We start from the raw sequence: 20,319 nt of genomic DNA, 5'->3' as shown, positions 1-20,319 counted from the left end.
GGGCGGATTTTTTAACCACGGATTGCACGGATGGGAACGGATGGCGGAGGGGGCAGGCGTTTGGACAGGATTAACAGGAAGGAACGGGGGAGAAAGTTAGGATGGGATGGGGGTGGCGCCGGTAGAGGAGGAGGCGTAGGTGGCTTCGACGGTGGCCATGGTTTTGAAGGCGTCTTCGACGCGCGTCGGAAGCTCGGTGGTTTCGCCGTCGGCGAAGCGCATGACGTCGGCCATGGTGCTGATGAAGGCGTGCGGGTACCAGCTGCCGGAGAAGGGGACGGGCTGCCATTCGCCGGGTTTGCCAGAGTCGTCGAGCTGGCACATTTCGAGGGCGTCGGGTTCGCCTTCGGGGTAATTCATGAGGAGGCCGAGGCGGGCTTTGAGGGCGCCTTTGGAGCCTTCCCATTTCACGTAGCTTTCCTGGTGGCGGAGGCCGAAGAGGTGGCCGTGATTCGTCGCGATGTTGGCGCGGAGGATGTCGCCGTAATCGAGGGCGATGTTGGTGCGGGTGGAGGCGAGCTTGGCGGTGAGCGGGTGTTTGACGGTTTTGGCGTAAACGCCGCGGGGCTCGCCGAGGAAGGAGCGGATCAGGTCCACGTAGTGGATGCTGTGGTACAGGATTTCGACGCGGGGGATGCCTTCGAGGAAGGTCCAGAGATGCCAGGGCATGTACACGGTGACGCGGATCTCCATGTCGTGGAGTTCGCCGATGGCACCGCTGGCAATGAGTGCGCGGGCGGCGGCGATATAGGGTGCGTAGCGGAGTTGGAAGTTGACGGCGGCTCGGAGGTTTTTGCTCCGGCAGATGGCGAGAAGGTTGCGGGCTTCGGGGAGATTTTCGCCGAAGGGTTTTTGGATGAGGACGGGGGCTCCGTTGGGGAGGGCGGAGAGGATGTCGGGGAGGGCGGAGGCGGGGACAGCGACGTCGAAGACGGCGTTGGCGGGAGCTTGGGAGATGGCGTCGGCGAGGGTGGGGAAGACGCGCGAGATGTTGAAGGTGGCGGCGAGTTTTTCGGCGTTGGCGCGGTTGAGGTCGTAGATGCCGGCGACGGGGAAGCCGGCGATCTGGTAGGCGGGGAGGTGGGCGTCTTTGACGATGCCGCCGGCGCCGATGCTGATGATGGGGCGGGGGCTGCGCGGGAGGAGCGGAGCGGGTGCGGGGAGCGCGAGGGGCTGGCTCATGTGAGTGGGGATTTTTTTAACCGCGAGCGGACGCTAAGGGACGCGAATGTTTCGGAGGGGATTTTTAACCACGGATTGCTCGGATGGGCACGGATGTCGGGGGGAGGAATTTATTAACCACTGATGAGCACTGAAGGACACTGATGGAGGAGAGGCGGATTATCGGAGTTGGAGAATGAGTAGGCGTACGAGAACGATGAGGAGCGGAGGGCGGAATTTTTAATAACGGATGGGTATTGAAGGGAGCTGTCGGAGATCACGGTTCCTACAGCGGTGGAGCGGCGGGGTTTTTATTTGCAAAAGGGTTTTTCATTAGCGAACTCCGGCAAGCTCAAAGATGTCCAAGACTCCCGAATATCCCGTGCCGGCGTTGGAGAAGGGACTCGACATCGTCGAGGCGCTGGCGGCGGAAGCGACACCGCAATCGCTGGGGGAGCTGGCGGCGGGGTTGAAGCGGAGCAGCAGCGAGCTTTTCCGGATGCTGAATTGTCTGGAGCGACGGGGGTATGTGGCGCGCGAGGCGGTATCGGGGAAGTATGGGCTGACGCTGAAGTTATTCGCGCTGTCGCATGTGCATTCGGTGACGGAGAAGTTGTTGCAGGCGGCGCGGGGTCCGATGCGGGGGCTGACGGAGGAATTTCAGGTATCGTGCCATCTGAGCGTGCTGGAGCGCGGGCGGTTGCTGGTGGTGGCGCAGGAGATGAGTCCGGAGCCGGTGAGGATTTCGATCGAGGTGGGGGCGACGTTTGAGGCGGCGAAGACGGCGTCGGGGCGGTTGCTGCTGGCGTGGTCGGGCGAACGTGCGACGCGTGGAGAAGGAAAAACGCGGAAGGTGTTGGAGAAGATTTTTGCGAAGATCCGGACGAGCGGAGTGTCGGTGGCGGAGAGCGAGACGATCGAGGGGGTGCGCGATCTGGCGGTACACGTGGGAAAACCGGAGGCGGGGGTGATGGCGGCGCTGGCGGTGACGCGGTTGCTACGGCGCGGGCAGCGGGCGGATGAGGCGGCGTTGCTGGCGGGGATGCGCGCGGCGGCTGCGGAGATCACGAGGGCGCTGGGGCTCGGGCGCGGGACGCAGGAGTCGGGCGGAGAAATCGCGGAAGCGCGGAAGAGCGGAGGCGCGGAAAAAAGAACGCGTGCGGCGGCGCGTGGGGCGCGTTAAGCGAAGGTGTTTTTATGAAATCGATCTACTTTGAAGATTATGTGACGGGCGAATCGCGGACCTCGACGGGACGTACGATCACGGAGACAGACATCGTGATGCACGCGGGGCAGACGGGGGATTTTTTTCCGCATCACATGGATGCCGAGTGGTGCAAGACCCAGGACTTCAAGCAGCGTATCGCGCATGGAACGCTGATCTTCAGCGTGGCGGTGGGGCAGACGGCGGGCGTGATCAATCCCGAGGCGTTTTCGTATGGCTACGACCGGTTGCGGTTTATCCGGCCGGTGTTCATCGGCGATACCATCACGGCGCGTTGTACCATTAAGGAAAAACGCGACGACCCGAAGCGGCCGACGATGGGCGTGGTGGTGGAGCTCGTGGAGTCGATCAATCAGCGCGGCGAGACGGTGATGGCCGCGGAGCATTTGCTGTTGGTGAAACGTAAAAGCTGAGTGACGGCGGAAGCCGGGCTAGTCGGAGTCGGAGTTGGTCACAGAGGACACGGAGTGCTGACACAGAGAGCACATAGGCTCGCAAGTAGGCGACGGCTAAGCGTCGATCGGTGTTTGGAGTGCGTGACGGTTAGCGCGACGTGGGTGTCGCGGCTCCAACGGAAGGAGACGGGCTGACGCGGAGGTAGTCGAAGTCGGCGGGTTTGGGTTTTTCGGCGCCGTCGCGAGTGGCGAAGAGGCCGAAGGTGGCGCCGGTCCAGACGTTGCCGGGGCGTTCGGGGCGGCCGGTGGTGCCGGTGAAGTAGATCTTGGACTCTTCGGCGTTGAGGTACTCGGGGAGGCCGAGGGCTTTGGTGGCGGCGGGGTCTTTGTAGACGCCGACCCAGCCGAGATCGGGGGAGCCGCGTTCGCCGTTGCGGAGGTGGTGGCCGCTGGCGCCGAAGTAAATGTTCTCGCCGAGTTTTTCCCAGCGCTGGCCGTCGCCGCTGTGGAAGAAGGTGGCGCGTTCCTCGCCGTCGACGGCGATGCGGAGGTGAACGGTTTTGCCGTGAGGATTTTTGGCGGACCAGAGATCGGTGCGTTTGCCCTGGTCGGTCTTGCCGATGACGAGGCACGGGTCGCCTTTGTCGGTACTGAGGCCGAACCAGAAATTCATGCGCGGGTTATGGAAGAAATGGAGGCCGGCGGTTTCGCGGGCGTTGCTGGCGTCGAAGGTGACGCGGGTTTCGATGGCGAAGGCTTTGCGGGTGACGCGTTGCTGGACGATGCCGGTGAGTGCGGTGAGCGAGCTGAGGTCGCCGGGCTGGGTGAAGACGCGGAGCTGGCCGGGGTTTTCGGTGAGGCTCCAGGATTTGCCGGAGAAGTCTGGGGCGGTGGTGAAGAACCATTGGAGGCCGAGGGTGGGCGCAGTGAACTCGTCGGACTCGGCGAGGGTGAAGCCGTCGGTGACGAAGGGAAGTGGCGCGGGGGCGGTGAGGGCGGGTGATTTTTTACCGGAGGCAGGGCACCACCAGCCGTCGGCGGTCCATTCGATGGGTTCCATGAACATCTGGCGGCCGAGGGTGTAGTGGGAGGTCTCGTATGCGTGGTAGGTGATGAACCAGTTGCCGGGCGTAGGCTCTAGGAGGACGCCGTGGGCGGGGGCTTCGAAGCGCGTGCCTTGATCGGTCGCGAACATGACGGGGTTGTTGGGATTTTCCTCCCATGGGCCGGTGATTTCGCGGGAGCGGAGGACGGAGATGGTGCTGGGTTCGCGAGGGAGGGTGCCGCCGTCGGAGAAGAGCATGTAGTACCAGCCGTCGCGTTTGAAGATGGCGGGGCCTTCGAAGAGTTTGTAGCGGTTGCGGTCGATGCGGCTGACTTCGCCGATGATGCTGAGGCCGTCGCGGGCGAGTTCGTAGGTGATGCCTTTGCTGAGGGTGACGTAGAGGCGGCCGTCGTCGTCGGCGAAGAAGCCGGGATCGATGCCGAGAGCTTTACCGAGGCTTTTCCTTTCGTAGGGGCCGGCGGGGTTTTTGGAGTGAAAGACGTAAACCTCGTGGTCGCGGGTAGGGGCGTAGATGAGGAATTCCTGGGTGTTGGGATTGTAGCCCATATCCAGGCCCCAGATACCGGCGCGGGTGTCGCCCGGTAAAAGTTTTTCGTGGGAGGTGAAGGCGTGGCCGATGTAACGCCAGTGGACGAGATCACGGCTGTGGGCGATGGGGATGCCGGGCTGCCAGCCGAAGGAGGAGCGGCAGGAGTAGTAATCGTCGCCGACTTTGATGACGCCGGGGTCGGACCAGTCGCCGGGGATGATCGGGTTTGGGATGAGTTGAGAGTTGAGAGATGAGAGTTGAGAGACGGAAAGGGTGGAGGAGGAGGGATCCGTGGTTGGTTTTTGCGCGAGGGCGCAGGTGGTTGTGAGCGCGCAAGCGGAGGCGAGTGCGAGGCGGTGGAGGGAAACTAAAATGGGGAGGTTCATATGCCGGGCTGGATGGAGGGCGGCGAAGAGACGGCGTTCGGTGTCGCGGGAGAGATTGCGAGGCGTGAGGTTTTGCGAAGAGGGATAGGTTTACGAAAAGAAAGCAGGAGCAGAGTGAATGCTTGTGAAAGACGCCGGAACACTCCTTTGAAGCGTCTGGTCAGTCCTCAGACTTCACATGATGAAACACTTCTTGCGCGTCGGATCTCTGCTGCTGGCCGGTTTGTGGCTGAGCGGGTGTATGTTCTCGTTTCGGAATAAGGAGCGGGGCGGCGGACTGGATGTGAAGCCGTCGGTGGTGCTGCCGATTCCGCAGTCGGGGCAGATTCCGATCAAGTGAACTTTGAGAGCGAGACGTGGAAGTAAAATGAATGGAGCGGAGTTCGGATTCGGAGGACGGAATTTTTAACCACTAATGGAAAAACGCCAATGGGGCGTTTTTTCGAAGTGCGGCTTTGGCCAATGGCCTTCGCGACCGGGCGGAGACGGCCAATGGCCGCAGTTGGGGGGCGGGCTTGCTGGAGTGCGTGAGGAGTGATGAGGCGAGGAGGCGGACCGTCGAGCCGGTCCGTCGAAGGCGGCGTCGAGCCGCCGCACTCCAAGACAGAGGCGGACCGAGTTTGCGTACGTTTGTGAAAGCGCGCTCTGAGTGCGTGCTCCGCCTCGGATTTGAGTGGCGGCTTGGGTCTTGTGAAGCGGGTGAGGGAACCCCGCCTACAACTCGGAGGCCTGACGTGAAGTCAGGCCGTACTTCAGAGTGTGCTGGTGAAGGTGTAGCGGCCGGAGGGGGCGGTGAACGTGGCGTAATCACCGACCCGATCAAAGTTTTGCAGACCGGCGACGCGATCGAGAGAGAGGTGATTTTCAAAGATCGGCATGCCGGTCTTTGAAGGAACATATACGCGGGCGGTGCAGTTGGCGGGGATGCGGATGGTCCAGGTGAAGTCGCTGCCGGAGCGCTTCCAGGCGCTTTCGATTTCGCCGTGCATGGTGCGGTAGGTGGCTCGGGCGTGAGAGAGGGTGCCTTCGGCGGGAATGAAGGGGCGCAGGATGAAATGTTGGAAACCGGGTTTGGCGGGATCGAGTTCGATGCCGGCGACGTGGCGGAAGAGCCATTCGCCGACGGAGCCGAGCGAGTAGTGGTTAAATGAATTCATGTGCGGGTTGAAGAACCCGTCTTTATGCGTCCAGCCGTTCCAGCGTTCCCAGATCGTGGTGGCGCCGTGTTTCACGGGATAGAGCCAGGAGGGATAGTCGTCGCGGAGGAGGAGTTTGTAGGCGACGTCGGCGCGGCCGTTGAGCGTGAGCTGCGGGTTGAGGTGGCTGATGCCGACGAAGCCGGTGCTGAGGTGCCAGTCGAGCGCGGCGATATTGTCGACGAGACGATCGGCAGCGTGACCGCGGTCCTCGGGCTTCAAGAGATCGAACGCGAGCGCGATCAAGTAAGCGGTCTGAGTTTCAACGATGATTTGGCCGTTTTCGCGAACCCACTCCTTCTGGAAGGCGGCGCGGACTTTCTCGAACATCGCGGTGAAGCGGGCGGCGTCGGCAGTGTGGCCGAGTTCGCGGGCAATTTCGGCGAGTTTGGTGCAGTCGTCTGCCCAGTAGGCGGTGGCGAGGAGGTTCTTCATCGGCGAGTGCGTGCCGAAAGAGGTGTCGCTCGGGATGCAGAGCCAGTCGCCGTAGTTGTTGGCGAGTTGGTTGAGGCGGAGGCCGGTAGGGTTGTGCGAGGCGATCCAGTCGACCCATTTCACCATCGCGCCGTAGTGTTTCTCGATGACGCGGCGGTCGCCGTAGACGCGCCAGAGGGTGTGCGGGATGATGATGCCGGCGTCGGCCCAAGCGGCGGCGCCACCGAGATTGCCGAGGCCGATGAAGTTTTCGCCTTCGCGGAGGCGCGGGGCGACGTCGGGGAAAATACCCTCAGGCGTCTGCGCGTCCTCGACGTCGATCATCCACTTCGTGAAGAAGGCGGCGACGTCCATGTTGTAGGACGCGGTGCGGAGGAAGACCTGGGCGTCGCCCATCCAGCCAAGGCGTTCATCGCGCTGCGGGCAGTCGGTGGGGACGGAGAGGAAGTTGTCCTTCTGGGACCAGAGTCCGTTGAGCCAGAGGCGGTTCACGTCGGCGTTGGAGCACTCGAAGTGTCCGGTGGGCGGCGTGGCGGACTGTATCATGCAACCGGTGACGGTGGTGATGTCGGGCTTCACGCCGGCGGGGAAGCCGGTTAGTTCGACGAATTGGAAACCGTGAAAGGTGAAGTGTGGCTCGTAGGTTTCGCTGGAGGAGTCGCCACGAGCGACGTAGGTATCGGTGGCTTTGGCGCGGCGGAGGTTTTCGACGTAGAGCGTGCCGTCAGGGCTGAGGCGCTCGCCTTGGCGGATGATGATCTTGGTGCCGGCGGGGAGCTTCGGGAGTTTAAGGCGGGCCCAGCCGGAAATGTTTTGGGCGAGGTCGTAGATGAAGACGCCGGGTTTGATCTCGGTAAGCGAGACGGGCTTCAGGAGCTCGGTGATGCGGACGGGTTCGGAGCGCTGGGCGACGAGGGGGACAGCCGGCGCGGCAGTTTCGCGGGCGGGTAGCCAAGGAAGACCGAGAGCGGCGGTGGAAGCGAAAGGAGGAATCGTGAGGGAGCTCGGGGAAAAATTTGGTCGATCCCAGCCGTGAGGTTCGCGGCGGGCGTCGTAGGTTTCGCCCATCATCCAGTCGGAAGTGAGGATGGGACCGGTGTTGCACGTCCACGAGGAGTCGGTGCCGAAGGTGAGGCGGCGGCCGTCGGTGAGTTCGACTTCGAGCTGAGCGAGGAGGGAATTTTCGAGGCTGCCGTAGCGGGCGCGGGTTTCCTGCCAGCCGACGTAGCCGGTCCACCAACCGTCGCCGAGCGTGGCGGCGAGGGCGTTGCGGCCTTGCGAGAGGAGCGCGGTGACGTCGTAGGTGCGGTAGTGGATGCGTTTGTCGTAGTCGGTCCACTCGGGGGCGAAGAGGTCTTGGCTGATGCGCTGGCCGTTGGCACGGAATTCGAAGATGCCGCGGGCGGTGGCGTAGAGTGTGGCGCGGGCGATGGGCGCAGGGAGATCGATCTCGCGACGGAAGAGGGCGGGTGTGCCCGGTTCGAGCAGTGTGCCTTCGGTGGCGGCGGAGTCGCGTTTGATGATTTCGACGTCGTGCGTGATCCAGCGGGCGGACCAGTCGGCGGGGTAGAGGAGGCCGAGGGAGAAGTGGGCGACTGCGGAAAGTTGAGAGTTGAGAGTTGAGGGTTGAGAGACGGAAGCGGAGTCGGATGTGGGCCAGACTTCGACGGTCCAGAAGGCGGTGGCGCGGGAGGTGAGAGGTTTGCCCGCGTAGGTGATGTGCGTGGTCTGGTCGCTTTCGATGCGGCCGGAGTCCCAGAGGTCGGTGTTGTTGGCGGCGAGTTTTTGGGCGGTGCTCGATACGCGGATACGGTAGGCGAGCTGGCGGGCGCCGCGGGCTTCCGACTCAAGCGTCCAGCTCAGGCGCGGGGAGCTTTCGTCGATGCCGAGGGGATTGACGAGGTAGTCGCAGCGGAGATTGGCGATGGCGAAGGCGGGAGTGGAGGAGACGGAGGCGGAGGGCATGCGGCGGTTGATTTGAATCGCAAAGACGCGAAGGCGCTAAGATCGGAGCGAAGATTGGGCGGCGGTATGTTTATCGCGGAAGCGCTGAAGAGCGGAAGCGCGGAGGGAATTGGGAGAAAAAATTAACCACAGAGACACAGAGGGCACGGAGTTTGAGACTCCGTGGTTCTGCGCCTCTGTGGTTTAGCTGAAGCGGGAAGTGTTGAGCAGATTAGCGGGCGGGGAACGGCGCCTTGGTGCGCTCGTTTTCGATTTGTTCGAGGGATTTGCCAGAGGTGTCGGGCATGAAGAAGAAGCCGACTGCGCCGCTGATGAAGAGGGAGCCGGCGAGAATCCCACCGAGCAGCGGCAGGCTCATTTCGGCGACCATCGGGACGAAGAAGCTCCAGATACCGACGGCGACACGAGCGGCGCCGAAGGAGAAGCCTTGGGCGGTGCCGCGAATCATGGTCGGGAAAAGTTCCTGGCTGAAAACTTTGTAGAAAGCTTCACCGGCCAGCGCGCCACCGGCGGAGAACATGAGGATGTTGATGAAGACGACGGGGATCGAGAACGGCAGCACCATGAAGAGCGCGTAGGCGATGATCTGCACGACGGCACCGATGCCCCACATGGTTTTACGGGCGGCAAAGCTGCGGTCGGAGAACTTCATGAAGACGAAGACCGTGAAGAGCATCGCAGTGATGAAGGCGACGCACGGCATGATGGTGGCCTCGGCTTGCGAGCCGCCCGCGTTCATCTTGATGAGATAGGAGTTGAAGGCGCCGGCGGTGCCAGCGGCGAGATTCCAGAAGAGATAGATCGTCGTGGTCCAGATGAGGGCCTTGAGGTTCGAACCAGAGAAGAGGAGCGCCAGGTTGTTCCGCTTGGACGGAGCGATGTCGTAGGCTTTTTTCGCTTCTTTCCAGCGAGGTGACTCGGTCAGGCCGCGGCGCATGGCCCACGTGACGAAGGCGACGAGGAAGAGATGGAAAAAGATGATACGGATGCCGAGCAGTCCATAAGGCGCGAGCGCGGCACCCATGAGGAGCACGATGACCGGGCCGAGACACCAGGCGATCTGTGTAAAGCCCAGGAGTTTGCCACGTGCTTTGTCGGGGGCGAACTCACCGACGAGGGCGAGTGAAGTGGGGACGTCCGCACCGACGGCGACACCGACGATGAAAGTGCCGATGAAGAGCATCTCGGCGTTCACCGCGAAGGTGATGAAGAGGATGCCGACCGCGTAGACCATGAGGTCATACTGGTAGATGAATTTGCGGCCGAGCTTGTCGCCCAACCAGCCGCCGAGAAATGCGCCGAGCGCGCAGCCGAGGGCGTTGGGCCCGATGGCGGCGAGCGTGCCGACGGCGCCGTTGCTCAGAGCAAATTCGCTCTGGAAGAGCGCGAGACCGACGCCGAGGGCGACGATGGAGCCGGCGTCGAGGTAGGAGGCCATGCCGGCGAGGGCAGACCATTTCCATTGCTGGCGTGTGATAGCGGAGCCGCTGTCAGCGGCGAGGGGTGGGTTGGTGGCCATACGGTGTGTGTGATGCGAGACTGGGTTGGAGCTGGAAGCGGGGGTTAGGTGAAGCGCAAAGACGCGAAGACGCTAAGTTTAAGAAGAAGGACGGAAGACGGAGTCGGAATTTTAACCACAGATGACACGGAGACGGAAGGATTCGGAGGAGCTTCGGAATAGGACAAATAGGACAAATAGGACTTATGGGACTAATAGGACCTATATCGGAGGTGCGGAGTGTTTTAGCGGACGGGGACCCAGACGCTCATGTCGCCGGTGCCGCGGTTGTCCCAGGCGAAGTAGGGGACGAATTTGACGTCGATGGCCTTGAGGGTGGCGGCGCCGACTTCGCGGTAGAGTTGGTCGGGCTTCCACTCGTCGCGCTGTAGTTGGAACGCGGGCACGGTAAATGTGGTGAGGTTGGCGTTGACGATCTTCTCGGCCTTCGGGGTGAACTGGCGGTGCTTGGGATCGAGGCTGAGGACGACGTCGGCGAGGCGGACGCCTTTGGGGAGGTCGGCGGCTTCGAGGCAGTAAACGAGCGGGCCGTACTTCACGGTGACCTGGTTCACGGTTTCTTCGACGAGCGGATTGGCTTCGAGGAGGACGGGCTTGAACGCGAGGTCGAGGGTGACGACGTCGCCGGCTTTCCACGTGCGCTTCACTTCGGCGAAGGAGCCGGGCTTGAGCGTGGCGGAGACGGGCGTGCCGTTTACCTTGAGGGTGGCGGCTTCCTTGTGGAGCCAGCCGGGGATGCGGAGCTTGAGGGCGATGTCTTTCGCGGGCGCTTCGTCGATGGTGATCTTCACTGCGCCGTCGTACGGATAATCAGTTTCTTGGCGGAGTTTGATGCGGGCGCCGTCGGTCCACTTGGTGTCGAGGGTGTTGGCGGCGTAGAGCTGAACCCAGAGGGAATTTTCGGAGAGCGTGTAGGCGTAGTTGTGGGCCTCGGCGATGGTGCGGACGATGTTGGGCGGGCAGCAGAAGGATGCTTTGTAGTTGGGCTGGCGGGTGCGGGACCAGCGGAGCGGCCATTTGTACTCAGAGTCGGTGCGGAGCGGGTTGACGTAGAAGTAGTGTTTTCCTTCGAGGCTGATGCCGGGGAGGATGCCGTTGTAGAGGGTTTGTTCGAAGAGGTCGGCGTACTGGGCGTCGCCGGTGAGGGTGAGCATGCGCCAGATCCACATGCCGTAGCCGATGGTGGCGCAGGTTTCGTTGTAGGCAGTGATGTTCGGGAGCTGGTAGTCGCGACCGTAGGCCTGGTGGATGGTTTTGATCTGCGGATGGAGTGTGTGGTGCGCGCCGTCGGGCGAGGCGGCATCGTAGATGGCGCCGGTCATGCCGGTGATGTAGAGCTTCTGGGTGGCGATGTCCTCGGAGATTTTTTCGAGGGGCTTGAAGAGGGTTTTGTCGCCGTCTTCGGCGACGACGTCGGCGACACCGGCGTAGAGATAGTTGGCGCGGACGGCGTGGCCGACGGCTTCGAAGGTTTCGCGGAAGGCGGTGCGGTCTTGGTTTTGGTCGGAGCCTTCCTTGCCGCTGAAGAGACTGCGGATCTCGATGAGTTGCTTGCCGAGCTCGAGGTAACGCGGTTCGCGCGTGACGCGGTAGAGCTCGATCACGGCCATGTAGTGCGACGGGCAGATGGCGTTTTTCGCGAGGTCCTTCGGGACGGTCTTGCAGAGGTTGTCGATGTAGTCGGCGGCTTTGCGGGCGCAGTCGAGGAAGTTGGTTTTGCCGGTGACGCGGTAGTGGATGCACGCGGTCGTGATGAGGTGACCCATGTTGTAGGTCTCGAAGTGTTCGCGATCTTCGAACTCCTTGGCGGTGGCGCCGGTGAGACCCTGGCGCTGCGGGATGATTTTTTGCGTGTGGAGGTAGCCGTCCTCACGTTGGGCCTTGGCGACGACGGTGATGATTTCGTCGAGCTGCTTGTCGATGGCGGGGTCTTTGGTGACGGCGTAAACCTGGACGAGGGCTTCGACCCACTTGAGGAAATCACCGTCGTTGAAGGGCGGGCCGTGGAATTGTTTTTTGCCGTCGCGGCCTGCGCCCATGCCGGCGGCGACGAGGAAGTTGGACCAGGCGTGGCTCTCGTAGTCGTCTTTGAAGATGGACCACATGTGCGGGATCATCGTGGTGCGGCAGGCTTCGAAGCGCTCGGCCCAGAGACCGGTGGTCCAGCGGACGTCTGCGAGGTCGGTCATGTACATCGCGGCGTGCGGCGACTTGGTGGTGTCGATGAGGGATTTTTCGGCGGCGTGGCTGATCGTGGCGGACGAAGAAAACGCCGCCAAAACCAAAGGAAGTGCAGACAGGTGAAGGCGGAAACGGGTGAGGAGTGGGCAGGCGTTTTTCATGAGGGAATCGGGTCTGAAATTAGCGGATGGGGAGTTACGGAAAGATGATGCGGGGAAGGCGAGAATATCGGAGGGAAATGAGCTGAATTTTTAGTTTACGGTGCAGTGACTTCGACGATGACGCGTTTGCTGCGCGGCGTGGAGCGGTTTTGAGAAATCGCCGGAAAAGTAAGAACATGACGGTGGACGTTGTGTCGCATGAAATTTAGCTTTTTCTGCGAACTAATCGTCCCCGCTTCATGATCCAGCTTGATACTGCGCACCCAGATTTCACGTCTTACGGCCTCTCTTGCGTGCGGTGGAATCCGTCACCGATGCGGGGGCCGGATCATCACAATGAGATTCAGTTGAACATGCTGTGTCGGGGACGTGTGACGTATTTGATCGGGGCGGAGAAAGTGAAGGTGAAGGCGGGGCATCTGACGGCGTTCTGGGCGGCGATTCCGCACCAGATCATCGATTACGAACCGGACACGGAGTACTATGTCGCGACGTTGCCGCTCGCGTGGTTTTTGCAGTGCGAACTGCCGGACACGCTGGTGCAGCCGTTGATGCGCGGGCAGGTGGTGGAAGAGCCGAGCTTGGAACGCGGGGAGTTCGACGCCGCGTTTTTCCGGGAATGGACGGCGGATTTGAAAGCGGGTGTGGGAGGCATCCGGGAGATTGTGACTCAGGAAATGGAGACGCGTTTGCGGCGGCTGGCGGTGGTGCTCGAGGCAGCCAAGACAGGATCGCGGAAACGCGGGCATGCGAAATTGCAGGTCGGCGGTTTGAACAAGGTTGAGCGGATGGTCTGCTACATCGCGCAGAATTACATGGAGCCGATCACGGCCGAGGACATTGGGCGGGTGGCGGGGCTGCATCCGAATTCGGCGATGCGTCTTTTTAAGAAAACCTTTGGCTCCACGCTGGTGGATCATCTGACGCATCACCGCGTTTTTCACGCGAAGCGGCTGCTGGCGACGACGGACCAGAAGATCGTGGATATCGCGTTCAGCTCGGGGTTCAACTCGATCAGCCGTTTCAACGAAGCGTTCCGGCACGCGTGCGGTTGCACTCCGCGGGCGTTTCGCACGGAGCATGAGCTGGGTGCGGGGCAGTGACACGCGCCCGATTTGTGAAAGAAAAAGCCCCGTCAGCATGCGATCGTGGAATGCGCGTGCTGCGGGGCTTGGGCTGATGGTTGAGCGAACAGTTTAGAAGCGGAGCGTGACGCTGGCCATCAGCTGGCGGCCATCGAGATAGATGTTCGAGGGGACCTGCTTGGAGCCGTAGACCTGATAGCGAAGCTTGTTGGTGAGATTCACGGCCTGGATGGCGATCTGGATGTTTTTGGTGATGTCGTAGTTCAACGACGCATCGAGGTCGCCGTAGCCGAGCATCGTCTGGCGCAGCAGGCCGGTGTTCACGAAGTAGGCGAAGCCGGTGACGAAATCGGAGCGGTAGTTATAGGCGACGCGGGCCGAGAAAGGGCCTTTTTCGTACATGCCGACGATATTGTAGCTCTGCCGGGAGAGGTTCGTCAGCGGCGTATCCACTGTTCCGGCACCGGTGACGGTGGTTGGAGTCGAGCTGTCCACATAGGTGAAGTTCGACTGGAGACCGAAGCCATCGAACGGCTTGGGTAGGAAGGTGAAGAACTTCTGGAAGCCGGCTTCGAAGCCCTGGATCGTCGCGGGGTTCAGGTTCTTGGATGTGCTGATCACGTAGGTGACGCCCTCGTAGGTGCGCTGTTCGGAGAAGCTGGAGATGAAGCCTTTGACCTCTTTGCGGAAGCCGGCGAGGTAGACCAAGTCGGACTTGTTGAAGTAATACTCCAGCGAGAGATCGAAGTTAGTGCCGCGAATCGGCTTGAGGTCGGGATTACCTTGCGAGCCGGAGTTGAGGGCCGGGTTCACGGGGTTCGCGTTCAGCGTCAGCGACGGAGAGAGCGAGCCGAAGTTGGGGCGCGTGATGGTCTTCGAGACGGCGGTGCGGAGGGAGAGCTGCTCGGTGAAGTGGATGCGGCCGTTGAAGCTCGGGAGGTAGTTCCAATAGGAAGTTTGCAGGTTGAGCGGAACGGCGGAGGCGGAGTTGGCGCCTTGGAAGCCATTGGTGTCTTCCTTTGTCTCCACGGCGCGGAGACCGATGTTGCCATCGATCCGGTAGCCACCGATCAAGCCGGCGAACTGCGGCATCACGTAGAATGCCGTGGTGGTTTCCTCGATGTCGAAGAGGCTGAGACGGTTGACCGTGGCGGAGGTGTCGGGCGTGTTGGTGGCGCCGTAGGTTTTGTAGAAAGCATTCGCGTCGCGCATGACGGCGGTGCTGCCGGTGAGGTAGAGCGGGATCTGCGGCTCGCTGTAGCCGGTGTAGAAATCCTTGATGGGCGACGGGCCCCACTGGCCGGGATACTGGCTCAGCAAGTTATTCGAAGGGGAAAACGAGTAGGAGCCGAGGAAGAGGCCGGTCGGGTAATTGTCGCTCGTGGTCGCCGAGTAGCGAATACCGGCGGCGACTTTGGAGAGGAAACCCTTCTGGATGTTATATTCGGCGTCAATGCGTGCGGCCTTGCCCTCGGTGTTGGAGGGGAAGAGGCGGTAGTTGACCTGGTTGAGACGATAGCCGGTCGGGTCTTGCAGATCCACGCCAGCGATCCGCACCGAAGGAATATCGCCCGCGAGATCGTAAGTAAGCGATGGGATGTTAACGGAGGCGAAGACGAGGTTGTTGTAGAAGCGATTCGAGCTGGTGTAGTGGTTGGCGTCGAACTTCACGGTGAGGTCGCCCGCTTTGTAGCGGCCGCCGGCGTTGAACATTTCGAGTTTGTTCTCGAGGTCGCGGGTGAAGCCGTAGGCGGTGCCAGTGACGTTGGCGAAGGTGGCCGAGCGGACAGCGGTGGAGCTGCCACCGAACATCGTGCCGGAACCGGGGACGACGTTTGCGGCGGAGAGGGCGGTGACGAATTGCACCGTGTCCTGGATGTTGCGCCACTTGTTCGGATTGTAGCCGACATAGAACTGCCAGCTTTGGTTGGGCTGCCACTCCAGGACGGCGTTGAAGCCCTCGGTTTTGAATTCACCGTAGGAGGAATTGACGTTGTAGCCGCTGGAAATAAGCGCGGTGGGAACGCCAGTGGTGGCGGTGGAGCTGGCGACCGGGTTGCCGATGCTGATGGCGTCTTCGCGCCAGGGCGTGGTGATGTCGCTCAATGCGACGAGAAGCCCGATTTTGCCGAAGCCCTCGGTCTTTTTGGAGGCGTTGAAGAAAACGTTGTAGTTCTGCTCGTTTTTGTCGCGAAGAGCAGAATACGAGGTGCCGGCGGTGATACCGCCGCCGTAGCCTTCGGCGAAGTCGGAGGGTTTGCGCATGCGAACGTCGACGAGGCCACCGAGGCCGCCATCGATCTGGTTTGCGGCGGCAGTTTTATAGACGTCGATACCGGCGATCAACGCGGAGGGGATTTGCGAGTAGTCGAAGGTGCGCTGGCCGACGCCGACGCCGGCGGTGCCGTTGGCGATGCCGCCGGGCGTGATCACCTGACGACCATCGAGTGTGTTGGTGATTTGATTGAGGCCGCGGATCGTGACGGCACCGTTTCCGCCAAGGCCGGAGAACGTGTGCGCGAGCTGAACGCCGGGGACGCGGGAGAGCGCGTAGGAGGCATTGATGTCGGGGAGCTTGTCGATGTCGGTCGCGACGATCGAATCCACGATCGTCGCGCTGGATTGTTTGATCTCAGCGGCGGACGACAGGCTGCTGCGGAAACCCTTCACCTCGAAAACTTCGAGATCCACGATTTTTTCATCGGCGGGGATTTCGTCCTTAGGCGGCGTCGGGGTGGTTTTGGCGGACAGAGGGAGACTGGCAGCTGACAAGAGCGCCAGTAGGCTGGCAGTTGCGGGTAGTTTTATTTTTGCGTGCATGTTGGGAGCAGGGCAGCGCCGTATAGGACCAAGCGCTGGTTCGGTGGGTTGTGGGTTGCTACCGAAATCAATGATGCGCCGTGCGGGCGCTGAGGGTGAGTGCTTCCGGTGGTCGGGATAGCATGAAGATAGCTTGCGGGTAGCGGGGTGCGGCCAGACAACGACAGATTCAAGCCGACAACGGGTGCAGGGGAGGCGGGATGTAACTAAAAATTACCTTACTCGAATCATCCCCGGGGAACTCCCCGCATCCGGCGCAAATAATGCCAGTATTCTAACAGGCGGCGTGGCGTACGCTAGGGGCGAGCGATGATCTGCTCGAAAGATTTTTATTCAAGCGACCGGCAGAATCTGGCGGACGGCGCGCTGCCAGCCGGCGTAGTATTCGGATGACTGTGACGCAGGCATTGACGGATGGTAGACGACGTCGCCGCGCGGGACGGCGGCGATTTCGTCGAGGGATTTGAAAATGCCTAGGCCGAGGAGGCCGGCGAGCGCGGCTCCGAGCGGGGAACAGTCGGACATCGTTGCCACGCGCAATTCGGCGCCGGCGAGGTCGGCGGTGAACTGCATGAGGAAGGCATTCGTTGTGGCACCGCCGTCTCCGTGGAGACCGACGAGGGGAACGCCGGCGTCGGCACGCATGGCGTCGAGGGCGTCGCGGACTTGGTAGGAAATGGATTCGAGGCCGGCGCGGATGACGTGGCGGCGGTCGCTGTGGCTGGAGAGGCCGACGATCGCGGCGCGGGCGGCGGGCTGCCAGTGCGGGAGGCCGAGGCCGGAGAAGGCGGGGACGAGGTACACGCCGCCGTTGTCGGGGAGCTCGCGGGCGAGTTTTTCGATTTCGGACATCTCGCGGATGACGCCGAGTTGATCGCGGAGCCAAGTGAGCGTGGCGGCGGAGCTGATGATGATACCTTCGAAGGCGTAGGTCGGCACACCGGCGTGGACCCAGGCGAGCGTGGTGACGACGCCGCGCGTGGAGAAGCGGGGCTTGGCGCCGATGTTGAGGAGAATGGAGGAGCCGGTACCGAAGGTGACTTTGGCGGCGCCGGGCTGGTAGCAACGCTGGGCGAAGAGGGCGGCTTGGGAATCGCCGATCACGCCGACGATGGGGAGCGGTTTCGTGAGGGCGTCATCGAGCGTGGTTTCGCCGAAGCGGGCGGAGCTGTCGCGGACTTCGGGGAGGGCTTTGAGCGGGACTTCCCAGAGGTCGCAGAGGTCGGCGTCCCACTTGAGCGTGGTGAGGTCGAAGAGGAGCGTGCGGGAGGCGTTGGTGGAGTCGGTGGCGAAGACGCGGCCCTGCGTCAGGCGGTAGACGAGGTAGGCGTCGATCGTGCCGATGAGGGCGGAGCCGTCGGCGAGTTTGGCGCGGAGGTCGGGCTTGTTTTGGGCGAGCCACTGGAGTTTCGAACCGGAGAAGTAGCCGTCGATTTTGAGGCCGGTTTTTTGGAGGACGAGGGGCTCGCGGCCGGCGGCGATGTGAGACGCGCAGAGGGCGTCGCCGCGGCGGTCCTGCCAGACGAGCGCGTGGTGTAACGGTTTTCCGGTGACGCGGTCGAAGAGGACGATGGTCTCGCGCTGATTGGTGAGGCTGAGGCAGGCGAGGTCGGCGAGGGAGAGGCCGTGGTCGCCGAGGCGCGTGATGACCGCGCGGAGAGTGGCGAGGGTGTTCTGCCAGATTTCCTCAGCGTCGTGCTCGACCCAACCGGCCTGCGGGTAGTGCTGCTTGTGCTCGCGGGATTCTTTGTCGAGGAGGCGGCCGTGGCGGGTGAAAAGCAGGGCCTTGGTGGCGGAGGTGCTTTGGTCGAGGGCAAGGACGTGGGTCGCTTGAGACGCGTTGGGCGATGACGGAGCGGCGGGCATGCTTGAGGGTAGGTTAATCGCTAAGACGCGAAGGCGCTAAGGTCGGAGCGAAGTTTCAGAGATCGGAGTCGGAGTGGGCCACAGAGTGCACGGAGCGCGGACACAGAGGGCACAGAGGTCGCAAGGGGACGGGTAGGATTTTTTAACCGCGAAGGGATGTTAAGGGACGCAAATGTTTAGGAGGTCGGAATTTTAACCACGGATTGCACAGATGGGCACGGATGACGGAGATTGGAGGGGATTTCTTGGGTCGGAACTTTGCGGCTTGGCGTCTTTGCGATTCAAGAAATCAGCCGAGAAGTTTTTGTGTGGTTTCGGTGAGGCCTTCCATGCTGATGCCGTAGTGGCGGAAGAGGTCGGCTTGGGCGCCGGTGACGGTGTCTTCGTCGGGGAAGCCGACCATCTTGAACTTCGGAGCGACGCCGGCTTGGAGCAGTGTCGAGGCGACGGCTTCGCCGACGCCGCCGTTGATCATGTGTTCTTCGACGGTGATGACGGCGCGGCATTCGCGGCCGGCGGCGAGGATCGCGGCGGTGTCGAGCGGCTTCACGGTGTGGAGACTGAGCACGCGGGCGGAGATGCCTTGGGCGGCGAGGTTTTCGGCGGCGAGGAGGGCGTGGACGACGGTTTCGCCGTTGGCGATGAAAGCGACGTCCTTGCCTTCGCGGAGGGTGAGAGCTTTGCCGGTGGTGAAGGTCGCGCCAGCGGGGGCGAGGTCGTACATCGCGGCTTTGCCGAAGCGGACGAAGACGGGGCGCGGGGCGGCGGCGGCGTATTTGATGGCTTCGCGGGTTTCGAAGTTATCCGCGGGGACGATGATGGTGAGGTTGTTGATCGCGCGGAGGACGGCGAGGTCGTGGAGCGAGTGGTGCGTGCTGCCGAGCGCACCGTAGCTGACGCCGGAGCTGATGCCGATGACTACGCCGGGGACGTTCGAGTAGCAGATGTCGTTTTTGATCTGCTCGAGGGAGCGCGCGGTGAGGAAGCAGGAGGGCGAGACGCCGAAGGCTTTTTTGCCGCAGGCGGCGAGGCCGGCGGTGATGCCGACGAGGTTTTGCTCGGCGATGCCGACTTCGACGATCTGCTTCGGGAGCGCTTTGCCGTAGGGCGCGAGTTTGCCGGAGCCGCGGGAGTCGGACGTGACGGCGACGATGTTGCGGTCGGCGGTCGCGAGCGCCTGGAGCGTGTCGGCGAATTCTTCGAGGTTGGCGCGGCCTTTTTTGAGGCCGAGCTTTTGGGCGACCGCGGTGGCCGCGGGGGTGAACATGGAGGGAGCAGGAGCGCTCATGGGAGGAAGAGTGAAAAGTGAAGGGTGAAGAGTGAAAGGCGACGGAACGGGCGGCGTGTCGGCGGAAACGGAGCGTGATTGGTGGCGCGGTGGTTTTGTTAAGCGCGACGACGCAACGACGCTAAGGTTTCGGAGGGCGGATTTTTAACCACAGATACAGAGGGATGCGGAAGGATACGGAGGAAGCTGACTCTGTGGTTTAGTTAACTCAGGCGGCGGAGAGTTTTTTCTCCAGGGCGGTGAGTTCGGTGAGGGCGGTGGCGAGTTCGGTTTCGCTAGGAACGCCGTGGTGCCATTTGCCGACGTTTTCCATGAAGCTGACGCCTTTGCCCTTGACGGTGTTGGCGATGACGATGAGCGGCTTTCCCGGATGTGGCGTTGTCAGCGCTTTGGTGAGTTCGGCGTAATCGTGGCCGTTGATGGAGCGGACTTCCCAGCCGAAGGCGCGCCACTTTTCGTCGAGGGGCTCGTTGGACATGACGTCCTTCGTGTGGCCGGTGATCTGGAGCGTGTTGTGGTCGAGGATGGCGACGAGGTTATCGAGTTTGTAGTGGGCGGCGGCCATGGCGGCTTCCCAGTTGGAACCTTCGGCGAGTTCGCCGTCGCCGAGGAGCGTGAAGACGCGGAAGGCGGCGGAGTCCTGGCGGGCGGCGAGGGCCATGCCGATGCAGATCGGGAGGCCGTGGCCGAGGGCGCCGGTGTTCATTTCCATGCCTTTGATCTTACGGGTCGGATGGCCGACGTAGTAGGATTTGTAGTGGCAGACGGTGTTGAGGTCGGAGTCGGGGAAGTAACCGCGGTCGGCCATGACGGCGTAGAGGGCTTCGACGCAGTGACCTTTGCTTTGGACGTAGCGATCGCGGGTGGGCGAGTCGACGGTCTCGGGCGTGATGTTGAGCACGCGGTTGTAGAGGACGTTGAGGATGTCGAGGCACGAGAGGCCGCCGCCGGTGTGGCCGGCTCCGGCGTCGGCGATGAGCTGGAGCATGCGGCGGCGGAGCGCGGGGGCTTTGAGGGCGAGTTGGTGGTCGGTGAGCATCC

Annotated in this window: 13 protein-coding genes; 4 read left to right on the top strand and 9 right to left on the bottom strand. The window is 62.2% G+C overall.

All coding sequences use genetic code 11. The annotated features are described in order from the left end of the window. Positions 1-96 precede the first annotated feature (96 nt). Positions 97-1,182 carry a Gfo/Idh/MocA family protein gene (locus CMV30_RS04875; RefSeq protein WP_096054970.1) on the bottom strand — a complete coding sequence of 362 codons (1,086 nt, stop codon included), beginning with the start codon at positions 1,180-1,182 and terminating at the stop codon, positions 97-99. A 337-nt stretch (positions 1,183-1,519) separates the two neighbouring features. On the opposite strand from CMV30_RS04875, the gene CMV30_RS04870 reads away from it, so the two are divergent. Beyond that, a complete protein-coding gene (locus tag CMV30_RS04870; protein ID WP_096054969.1) occupies positions 1,520-2,344 on the top strand; it encodes an IclR family transcriptional regulator in 825 nt (274 codons plus the stop codon). A gap of 14 nt (positions 2,345-2,358) precedes the next feature. Then, positions 2,359-2,799, top strand: coding sequence for a MaoC/PaaZ C-terminal domain-containing protein (locus tag CMV30_RS04865; protein WP_096054968.1), 441 nt, complete (start codon positions 2,359-2,361; stop codon positions 2,797-2,799). A gap of 130 nt (positions 2,800-2,929) precedes the next feature. Here the strand turns inward: CMV30_RS04865 and CMV30_RS04860 are convergent, their stop codons facing one another. After that, positions 2,930-4,762, bottom strand: a complete 1,833-nt coding sequence (locus CMV30_RS04860; protein WP_096054967.1) for a family 43 glycosylhydrolase — start codon at positions 4,760-4,762, stop codon at positions 2,930-2,932. Between the two features lie 178 nt (positions 4,763-4,940). Between CMV30_RS04860 and CMV30_RS19750 the strand changes: the two genes are divergently transcribed. Next, entirely contained in the window at positions 4,941-5,102 is a 162-nt protein-coding gene (locus CMV30_RS19750; RefSeq protein WP_175414733.1) for a hypothetical protein, read from the top strand. A gap of 412 nt (positions 5,103-5,514) precedes the next feature. Here the strand turns inward: CMV30_RS19750 and CMV30_RS04855 are convergent, their stop codons facing one another. The 3 genes from CMV30_RS04855 to CMV30_RS04845 all read right to left on the bottom strand — a co-directional run bounded on the left by CMV30_RS04855 (position 5,515) and on the right by CMV30_RS04845 (position 12,219). Beyond that, positions 5,515-8,358: an alpha-L-rhamnosidase gene (locus CMV30_RS04855; protein WP_096054966.1), complete on the bottom strand. Its 2,844-nt coding sequence runs from the start codon at positions 8,356-8,358 to the stop codon at positions 5,515-5,517. Between the two features lie 211 nt (positions 8,359-8,569). Then, complete coding sequence (locus CMV30_RS04850; protein WP_217494460.1) at positions 8,570-9,877, bottom strand: MFS transporter; 1,308 nt, start codon at positions 9,875-9,877, stop codon at positions 8,570-8,572. Between the two features lie 224 nt (positions 9,878-10,101). Next, positions 10,102-12,219, bottom strand: coding sequence for a glycoside hydrolase family 127 protein (locus CMV30_RS04845; RefSeq protein ID WP_096054965.1), 2,118 nt, complete (start codon positions 12,217-12,219; stop codon positions 10,102-10,104). Between the two features lie 239 nt (positions 12,220-12,458). Here CMV30_RS04845 and CMV30_RS04840 point away from each other — a divergent pair, with 239 nt between their 5' ends. Beyond that, positions 12,459-13,322 (top strand): helix-turn-helix domain-containing protein, encoded by an 864-nt coding sequence (locus CMV30_RS04840; RefSeq protein WP_096054964.1) that lies wholly within the window; start codon positions 12,459-12,461, stop codon positions 13,320-13,322. Between the two features lie 93 nt (positions 13,323-13,415). Here the strand turns inward: CMV30_RS04840 and CMV30_RS04835 are convergent, their stop codons facing one another. From CMV30_RS04835 to CMV30_RS04820, 4 genes are all read right to left on the bottom strand, one after another. Beyond that, the gene (locus CMV30_RS04835; protein WP_175414732.1) at positions 13,416-16,076 is read right to left on the bottom strand and encodes a TonB-dependent receptor; all 2,661 of its coding nucleotides are present in this window, start codon (positions 16,074-16,076) and stop codon (positions 13,416-13,418) included. Positions 16,077-16,457: 381 nt separating this feature from the next. Then, positions 16,458-17,990, bottom strand: a complete 1,533-nt coding sequence (locus CMV30_RS04830; protein ID WP_096054962.1) for an FGGY family carbohydrate kinase — start codon at positions 17,988-17,990, stop codon at positions 16,458-16,460. Between the two features lie 289 nt (positions 17,991-18,279). After that, positions 18,280-19,257 (bottom strand): transketolase family protein, encoded by a 978-nt coding sequence (locus tag CMV30_RS04825; protein WP_096054961.1) that lies wholly within the window; start codon positions 19,255-19,257, stop codon positions 18,280-18,282. A 229-nt stretch (positions 19,258-19,486) separates the two neighbouring features. After that, entirely contained in the window at positions 19,487-20,317 is an 831-nt protein-coding gene (locus CMV30_RS04820; protein WP_096054960.1) for a transketolase, read from the bottom strand. Positions 20,318-20,319 lie beyond the last annotated feature (2 nt).

Origin of the sequence: Nibricoccus aquaticus (assembly GCF_002310495.1) — a bacterium.
Taxonomy (GTDB): Bacteria; Verrucomicrobiota; Verrucomicrobiia; order Opitutales; family Opitutaceae; genus Nibricoccus; species Nibricoccus aquaticus.
This window is presented reverse-complemented; position numbering and strand designations above follow the sequence as displayed.